At 72.0% G+C, this 2,726-nt stretch carries 4 protein-coding genes; 2 read left to right on the forward strand and 2 right to left on the reverse strand.

Annotated elements, in window-relative coordinates; all coding sequences use genetic code 11:
• Nucleotides 1-573 precede the first annotated feature (573 nt).
• Nucleotides 574-966 (reverse strand): nuclear transport factor 2 family protein, encoded by a 393-nt coding sequence (locus I003_RS0129335; RefSeq protein ID WP_027774697.1) that lies wholly within the window; start codon nt 964-966, stop codon nt 574-576.
• An 87-nt stretch (nt 967-1,053) separates the two neighbouring features.
• On the opposite strand from I003_RS0129335, the gene I003_RS0129340 reads away from it, so the two are divergent.
• On the forward strand, nt 1,054-1,824 hold the full coding sequence (locus I003_RS0129340; RefSeq protein ID WP_027774698.1) for a helix-turn-helix transcriptional regulator: 771 nt from the start codon (nt 1,054-1,056) through the stop codon (nt 1,822-1,824).
• A gap of 215 nt (nt 1,825-2,039) precedes the next feature.
• Nucleotides 2,040-2,243 carry a cold-shock protein gene (locus I003_RS0129345; RefSeq protein WP_027774699.1) on the forward strand — a complete coding sequence of 68 codons (204 nt, stop codon included), beginning with the start codon at nt 2,040-2,042 and terminating at the stop codon, nt 2,241-2,243.
• A 154-nt stretch (nt 2,244-2,397) separates the two neighbouring features.
• On the opposite strand, the gene I003_RS0129350 is transcribed toward I003_RS0129345, so the two are convergent.
• On the reverse strand, nt 2,398-2,619 hold the full coding sequence (locus I003_RS0129350) for a hypothetical protein (RefSeq protein ID WP_027774700.1): 222 nt from the start codon (nt 2,617-2,619) through the stop codon (nt 2,398-2,400).
• Nucleotides 2,620-2,726: the final 107 nt, after the last annotated feature.

A 2,726-nucleotide genomic window follows, 5' to 3' on the forward strand; every position in this document is an offset into this window, starting at 1 on the left:
GCCGCTGCTGTACGTGTCCGCGACGATGGCCGTTCTCACCTGTCTCCTGCTGCTGTCGGTCCCCGCGGTACGGGGCCTGCGGCGCGTGGAACGCTGATGCTGTGTCCGCACGGGAACGCCGGGGCCGGTGAACGCCCGGGCGGCGGCGTGCTGTTGCCGTCGTGCCGGCCCGACCCTGCGCATGGGTGATGCCACCAAGCGATGCCACGCACCCACGCTCGCACCCGCGCCTGCACCCGCGCCCGCACCCCGCCCGCGCCCCGAATGGTTCTTCCGCGAGTGCGAGCCCGTCGGTGTCGACCTGGGCTGGGCAGCCCGGCGGCGGTGGCGCGCGGTGACGTTTCGGGCGGGCCGGCCGGGTGTGATGCCCGCCGGTGTGCGCTCGCGCGTACGTCGACGCGGTCGACCTCCGGCCGGAGGCCGGGAGCCGGAGACCGGGTCAGGGTCCGGGGCCGGGGCCGGGGGAGATCCCACGGACCGGCACCGTCCGGGCATCGGACGGCGAGACGGCCGCAGATCCGGCGGCGCATTCCCCGGCAGCCGGCTCGTGCCGGGACCCGTCCGGCCCTGCGATCAGCTCGCCGCGGGCTCCGACCACCACGTGAGGTGGGCGGCGGCCTCGGCCACCGGTTCGATGATCTCCCATCCCTCGGCGATCAGCCCGTCGTCGATCCGCCAGATGTCGACCACCGCGATCTCCGGCCCGCCCCCGGGGAGCGACCGGCGGGAGTGCATGACGACGTGGTCGCCCTCGGCCAGCAGATGGTGGATCTCGACCCGCATTCCGGCGAGCGGGGTGAGTGCCGCCTCGACGGCCCGGAGCCACTGCGCCTTGGTGGAGGTGGTCGCGTCCGGGCGGTGGTGGACGAAGTCGTCGCTCAGCAGCGGCGCGAGCCCGTCGGCGCTGCCTGTCTCGATCAGTTCGGCGAGTGCCCGTCCGACGACGGTCTTGTTCTCTGCGGTCATGGGGCGCAGTCTTTCCGCGGGCGCGGCGGCTGTCGATGACATGGCATGTCATGGCGTGCGACGCCACGGTGAGTACCCTCGGCGAACGTGCCCACCATCGGCGACCTCCTCCGGCAGTGGCGGCATCGCCGACGGCTCAGCCAGCTCGACCTCGCGATCGCCGCCGACGTCTCGGCGCGTCACGTCAGCCTGATCGAGACGGGCAAGACCAATCCGAGCGCCGACATGGTGCTGCGCCTCGCCGACCGGCTCGACGTGCCGCTGCGCGAGCGTAACCGGCTGCTCCTCGCCGCCGGCTTCGCCCCCCGGTACCCTGAGCGGCCGCTCGACGACGAGGCGCTGGCGGCTGCCGGCGCCGCGGTCGCCCGGGTGCTGCACGCCCACGAGCCGTATCCCGCGGTGGCCTTCGACCGCCGGTGGGACATCGTGCGCACCAACCGCGCGGTCGAGCCGTTCTTCGCCGGCGTCGACCCCGCCCTGCTCCGGCCGCCGGTCAACCTCATCCGGCTGGGGCTGGACCCGCGCGGCTTCGCGCCGCTGGTGGTCAACCTGGACGACGTACGCGCGGTGTTCCGCACCCGGATCCGCCGTCAGCTCGCCGTCGCGCCCGACCCCGGGCTCAGCGCGCTCTACGAGGAGCTGCTGGCGCCGGGCGCCGAGGATGCGCCGGGGCGGACGGTCGCGTCCGACGTCATGATCCCGATGGTCCTTCGCGTGGCGGGGCGGGAGCTGCGGCTGTTCTCCACGATCACCACCTTCGGTACGCCGATGGACATCACCCTCGCCGAGGTCGCGATCGAGTCGTACTACCCGGCGGACGCCCGGACGGCCGCCTACTTCGAGAACCCCGGCACCTGACGCGCCGGTGCGCCTGCGCCGTGGTCGCCGGCGCAGCCTGTGTTAGGCTGAAAACGTTGCAGTTGTGGTTCCCATGAAATTTGTGTGCGCCTGCTGGCTTTGACCTCGGGCGCATTTTTGTTTTTCGGTGCTTGCTCCGGATCGGGAATTCATCACGGCGACGAGGGATCGCGCGCACGCGTCATCCCCTATGCCCCCAAGAAGGAGACAAGACCATGGCAAACGGAACCGTGAAGTGGTTCAACAGCGAAAAGGGCTTCGGCTTCATCGCCCAGGACGGCGGCGGCGCCGACGTCTTCGCGCACTACTCCAACATCAACGCGCAGGGCTTCCGCGAGCTGGCCGAGGGCCAGAAGGTGGAGTTCGACGTGGTGCAGGGCCAGAAGGGCCCGCAGGCGGAGAACATCCGTCTGGTCTGACCGCGGTCCGCGGGACTGCGGAACCCACCGGGCAGGGCCGCGCCTCAGGGCGCGTCCCTGCCCGGTGGCATGTCTGCGCTCCCGGGGAGCGTGTGCACGCTGTTCCCGGGGGCATCACCCGACGCCCGTCCCCGTCCTGCTCACGGGCGGAGCGTCAGAGCTTCTCCATATGGTCGTAGGGCGCGGTGATCCGGACGTGGCGGGAGCCGAAGTCGACGAGCATCGCGATGCCGTCTTCGGCGGAGACGATTGTGCCCAGGCCGTACCGGTCGTGTGTGACCCGGTCACCGGGGGCGAAGCTCTTGGGCGCGGGAGCGACGGGCGCGTCGAAGGGGCTGGTGGCCAGATGGCGCCGGGGCGCGGGTGCCTTTTTCATCGGAAACCCAGTATGGACCCCCGGGGCGGCCGGCGCGCCGTCCCTACGCGATCGAATCCGATCCGTCAGCCTTCCGCACCCGGCCCGCACCCGGCCCGCACCCGGCC

It is taken from the genome of Streptomyces sp. CNQ329, assembly GCF_000482585.1.

Excerpts from the sequence above, each read along its gene's own strand:
- I003_RS0129335 (WP_027774697.1), bottom strand. The coding sequence starts at position 966 with ATGACCGCAGAGAACAAGACCGTCGTCGGACGGGCACTCGCCGAACTG.
- I003_RS0129345 (WP_027774699.1), top strand. The coding sequence starts at position 2,040 with ATGGCAAACGGAACCGTGAAGTGGTTCAACAGCGAAAAGGGCTTCGGC.
- I003_RS0129350 (WP_027774700.1), bottom strand. The coding sequence starts at position 2,619 with ATGAAAAAGGCACCCGCGCCCCGGCGCCATCTGGCCACCAGCCCCTTC.